This window comes from Stenotrophomonas sp. 05L44_2 (genome assembly GCF_056665995.1).
The window spans coordinates 1-5,020 of the sequence record NZ_JBFTNR010000268.1 but is presented as its reverse complement, the minus strand read 5'-3'; the positions used below and the strand labels follow the sequence as shown (position 1 = coordinate 5,020).

Here is a 5,020-nt window from a genome sequence, read left to right as displayed (position 1 = left end):
CTTCTGTCGTCACCATTAGGGAAGAATTCATCTATATCAGCCTGCGAGCTTTCTGACGTAAGGATCTTTGTTTTCGACGAGTTTATATTCATCCCGACAGATCTAAGCTCACCAATGAGAATAGCCGCGGCCCGCCTGGCACCCCGCGTGGTATTACATATTATTCTAATATCATCAACGTACCTGTAGTAGTCGAATCCTCGCCTCACCATACTTTGATCGACAGAGTCGAGAACAACATTTGCAATGAAGGACGACGCGTCCCTATTCTGCGGCAATCCGTGCCGCTCATTGAAGCACCAGCGAACCATCAGCTCGCAGAGGGTGTTGATTGCGTTCCGAATAAGTACTTTTTCGGGACCACTAGCCTTTACACTAGGTAGCAATCGCTCAAAAGCCGAACGAATACTATCTATCGATATGTTTTCAAAGTAATTAATTAGATCAGTTGAAAAGAGCGCCTGGCCATTCCCTAGCGCGGTTTTTGTTACCCCTTCAAACGTCTTCCAGAGTTCAATCCTGCCTTTGAACAGATCTTTATCCGTGCGCCTCCTTCTGTCATACCTGTGACCAAGAACACGGTGCGAAAGCAGCGGGTCATAGTATGGAATTAGGAAGGAGCAAATCGCCTGATATATAAATCGATCATAGAAATCCGTCTCCAAGGCATATCTAACACCCAAGCCTTTCTTTGGGATGTCGCAGACATTGCTTTGCGATGGAACGTAGCGTCCATTGCCGCCCAGCAGAACCTCGGAAAGAACTTCCCTCAGAGAAGATTTATTTGAGAACAGATCTCGGTGCTGGAGCGCGTCTTCGAACCAATCATCTCTCATGTCCCTATGTAGATGCTGCAGAACGCTATCGACGTCTATCGGGAATGCAAGCAGGTCGATTGTCCTGCCTTCATCACTTTGTTCCATACCCCTCCCCTTAAACAGAACTAATCGCTTGCGTAGAGCTGAACTTCTTTACTGGGCTCATCCTAGGAGCTTTTGCTCACCTAGATCAACACTGCAACCATCATGCTTCGGCACGCCGGCCTATTTGGCGAAATATCTCCATGAACTAGCGGCACTTCTCAATCGTTGAGTTTCGCCACCCTCCACGACGGGGCGTGGCGTCGACTAGGACCGACGCCAAAAAGGTCTATAGATGAAACAACCCGAGAAGAAAGGTTCTTCTCCTATCGGACGGGAGAAGAACCCAAAAAAAAGGGCGCCTCTCGGCGCCCTCGTTCTTTCAACTCATTCCCACTCAATGGTCGCCGGCGGCTTCCCCGAGATGTCATAAACAACCCTCGACACCCCCCGCAACTCATTGATGATCCGGTTGCTAACCGTACCCAGGAACTCATACGGCAGATGCGCCCAATGCGCGGTCATGAAGTCGATCGTCTCCACGGCGCGCAGCGCAATCACCCACTCATAAGCCCGCGCATCACCCACCACGCCCACCGACTTCACCGGCAGGAACACGGCAAACGCCTGGCTGGTCTTGTCGTACAGGTCGGCCTTGCGCAGCTCGTCGATGAAGATCGCATCGGCCTTGGCCAGCAGCTCAGCGTACTCACGCTTCACTTCGCCCAGGATACGCACGCCCAGGCCCGGGCCCGGGAACGGATGGCGGTAGACCATGGTGCGCGGCAGGCCCAGCTCAACGCCCAGGCGGCGCACTTCRTCCTTGAACAGCTCGCGCAGCGGCTCCACCAGGCCCAGCTTCATGTGCTCCGGCAGGCCGCCCACGTTGTGGTGGCTCTTGATCACATGCGCCTTGCCGGTCTTGCTGCCGGYCGACTCGATCACGTCCGGGTAGATGGTGCCCTGCGCCAGCCACTTGGCGTTCTTCAGCTTGTTCGACTCTTCGTCGAAGATCTCAACGAACAGGTTGCCGATGATCTTGCGCTTGGCTTCCGGGTCGCTCACGCCTTCCAGCGCGCTGAAGTAGCGGTCGGCGGCATTCACGCGCACCACCTTCACGCCCATGTGCTCGGCGAACATCGCCATCACCTGGTCGCCTTCCTGCCAGCGCAGCAGGCCGGTATCCACGAACACGCAGGTCAGCTTCTCGCCGATGGCCTTGTGCAGCAGCGCGGCCACCACGGACGAATCGACGCCGCCGGACAGGCCCAGGATCACTTCGTCATCGCCCACCTGTTCGCGCACGCGGGCGATCTGGTCGTCGATGATGTTGGCGGCGGTCCACAGGGTCTGGCAGCCGCACACGTCCACCACGAAGCGGCGCAGCAGCGCCTGGCCCTGCAGGGTGTGGGTCACTTCCGGATGGAACTGCACGCCGTACCAACGCTTTTCTTCGTTGGCCATGGCGGCCACCGGAATGCGGTCGGTGGTGGCGGTGATGGTGAAGCCCGGCGGTGCAACGGAGACGTGGTCGCCGTGGCTCATCCAGACATTCAGCTTCGGCTCGCCGCCGTGGTCGCTCAGGCCCTTGAACAGTGCATCCGGGTTGATCACGTTTACTTCGGCGTGGCCGAACTCGCGCTGGTCAGCGGCTTCCGTGGCACCGCCCAGCTGCGCGGCCAGGGTCTGCATGCCGTAGCAGATGCCGAAGATCGGCAGGCCGCTGTCGAACACTTCCTGCGGCGCGGCGGGGGCGCCCGGCAGCGTGGTCGATTCCGGGCCACCGGACAGGATGATGCCCTTGGCGCCAAAGCCGGCAATCTCCGCCGGGTTGTGGTCCCACGCCCAGATTTCGCAGTAGACGCCCAGCTCGCGGATGCGGCGGGCAATCAGCTGCGTGTACTGCGCGCCGAAATCGAGGATGAGGATCTTGTCGTTATGGATGTTGGTCATGGTGCCGTTCCAGTGGTGTTCTTCGCTGCGCCTGAAGCTTCAAGGCTCTGCGTCAACGAGGCGATAAGTGCCTCGCGTTGTTGAATATGTGAGGCATCTGCCTCGTCCCAGCGCAGCATCAGCAGCGCGTGCGGCGCACCGGCCGGATCTTCGACCATGCGTGGCAGCTCGACCGCTTCCTGCACTTCCGAGCCTTCCATCCAGCGCCGTTCGATTGCCACTGCCTGATGGCGCGGCTCGGTGGGCGTGCCCCAGTAGATGCGCTTGGCATTCATGGCCGCCGTATCCAGCGGGCCCAGCACGGGCTCCAGCACCGGGTCGGCAGGCCCATCGAGCGAAAGCGTCCGGCACTGCAGTGTTACCTGCAGCGGGCGCGCGCCGGTGCCGTGCAGCATCCAACGCTCCTCGCCCAGCGGCTGCACGCGCCATCCGGTGGGTAGCGAAAATGCCGTTGAACACGCCTGCACGTCCCGCAATTGCGAAACCGCCGCGCCCGGAGACCCGGAGCGCGGCGGCGGTTCGGACAACGAGCAGCCTGCCATCAGCAGGCTGCTCGTGACCGCAAGGACGGTGCGGAATCGCATCAGGAGCGGTAGTTCGGCGGCTCTTTGGTGATCGTCACGTCGTGGACGTGGCTCTCACGCTGGCCGGCGCCGCTGATCTTCACGAACTTGGGCTTGCTGCGCATGTCCTCGACGGTGGCGCAACCCACGTAGCCCATGGTGGCGCGCAGGCCGCCCATCAGCTGGTGGATGATGCCGCCCACCGGGCCGCGGTAAGGCACGCGGCCTTCAATGCCTTCGGGCACCAGCTTGTCGGCGGTGGCGGCGTCCTGGAAGTAGCGGTCCTTGGACCCCTTCTCCATCGCAGCCAGCGAGCCCATGCCGCGGTAGCTCTTGTACGAACGGCCCTGGAACAGCTCGGTTTCGCCCGGCGATTCCTCGGTACCGGCCAGCAGGCCACCAATCATGATGGTGGAGGCACCGGCGGCCAGTGCCTTGCCGATGTCGCCGGAGTAGCGGATGCCACCGTCGGCGATCAGCGGGATGCGGTCCTGCAGCGCTTCGGCCACCAGGTCGATCGCGGTGATCTGCGGCACGCCCACGCCTGCCACCACGCGGGTGGTGCAGATCGAGCCCGGGCCGATGCCGACCTTCACTGCGTCCGCGCCGCTGTCCAGCAGCGCCAGCGCGGCTTCACCGGTGCAGATGTTGCCGCCGATGACCTGCACGTTCGGGAAGTTCTTCTTGACCCAGCTGACGCGGTCCAGCACGCCCTGCGAATGGCCGTGCGCGGTATCGACCACGATCACGTCCACGCCGGCAGCCACCAGCGCTTCCACGCGGCGATCAGTATCGCCGCCGACGCCGACGGCCGCGCCGACCAGCAGGCGGGTGGCGATGTCCTTGGCAGCGTTCGGGAAGTCGGTGTTCTTCTGGATGTCCTTGACGGTGATCAGGCCACGCAGGGCGAAATCATCGTTGACCACCAGCACCTTTTCGATGCGGTTGCGGTGCAGCAGCTGCAGCACTTCATCAGACGCGGCGCCTTCCTTGACCGTGATCAGGCGATCCTTCTTGGTCATGATGTGGCGGACCGGATCGTCCAGCTCGGTCTCGAAGCGCATGTCGCGATGGGTCACGATGCCGGCCAGCAGGCCGTCGCTGCCCACCACCGGCACGCCGGAGATGTTGTGCGCCTGGGTCAGGGCCAGCACGTCGCGGATGGTGGTTTCCGGGCCGACGGTGATCGGGTCGCGGATGACACCGGCCTCGAACTTCTTGACCTTGGCCACTTCCGCGGCCTGCTGCTCCACGCTCAGGTTCTTGTGGATGATGCCCATGCCACCCAGCTGTGCCATGGCGATGGCCAAGCGTGCTTCGGTGACGGTATCCATGGCGGCGGACAGGATCGGAAGCTTGAGCTTCAGGTCGCGCGTCAACCGCGTTTCGAGGTTGACGTCCTTGGGCAGGATGGTCGAATGAGCGGGGACGAGCGAGACGTCGTCGTAAGTGAGTGCTTCAGCCTGGATGCGCAGCATCGGCATACCCGAGATGTGGGGAAGCGCGACATTTTACCCTGTTTTGGCGACCAAGAACAGTAATTTTGGTAACCGGAAATAGGTAATCCTGCGACACAGTGTCGCGCGGGCGGGGATCTGTTCAGGGCACCTACCGAAGCGGGTAGTGCCGGCCGCTGGCCGGCAA

Annotated in this window: 4 protein-coding genes; all 4 read right to left on the bottom strand. The window is 61.1% G+C overall.

Annotation, left to right across the window (positions count from 1 at the left end; all coding sequences use genetic code 11):
- Positions 1-923, bottom strand: a 923-nt coding sequence (locus AC1VAN_RS10945; protein WP_478039555.1) for an RNA-directed DNA polymerase, incomplete at its 3' end; no start/stop codon positions are given.
- Between the two features lie 324 nt (positions 924-1,247).
- Positions 1,248-2,813, bottom strand: a complete 1,566-nt coding sequence (gene guaA, locus AC1VAN_RS10940) for a glutamine-hydrolyzing GMP synthase (protein ID WP_480985797.1) — start codon at positions 2,811-2,813, stop codon at positions 1,248-1,250.
- A complete protein-coding gene (locus AC1VAN_RS10935; RefSeq protein WP_442252396.1) occupies positions 2,810-3,397 on the bottom strand; it encodes a hypothetical protein in 588 nt (195 codons plus the stop codon). The genes guaA and AC1VAN_RS10935 overlap by 4 nt, the downstream gene beginning before the upstream one ends.
- The gene (gene guaB, locus AC1VAN_RS10930) at positions 3,397-4,854 is read right to left on the bottom strand and encodes an IMP dehydrogenase (RefSeq protein ID WP_032976170.1); all 1,458 of its coding nucleotides are present in this window, start codon (positions 4,852-4,854) and stop codon (positions 3,397-3,399) included. The genes AC1VAN_RS10935 and guaB overlap by 1 nt, the downstream gene beginning before the upstream one ends.
- Positions 4,855-5,020: the final 166 nt, after the last annotated feature.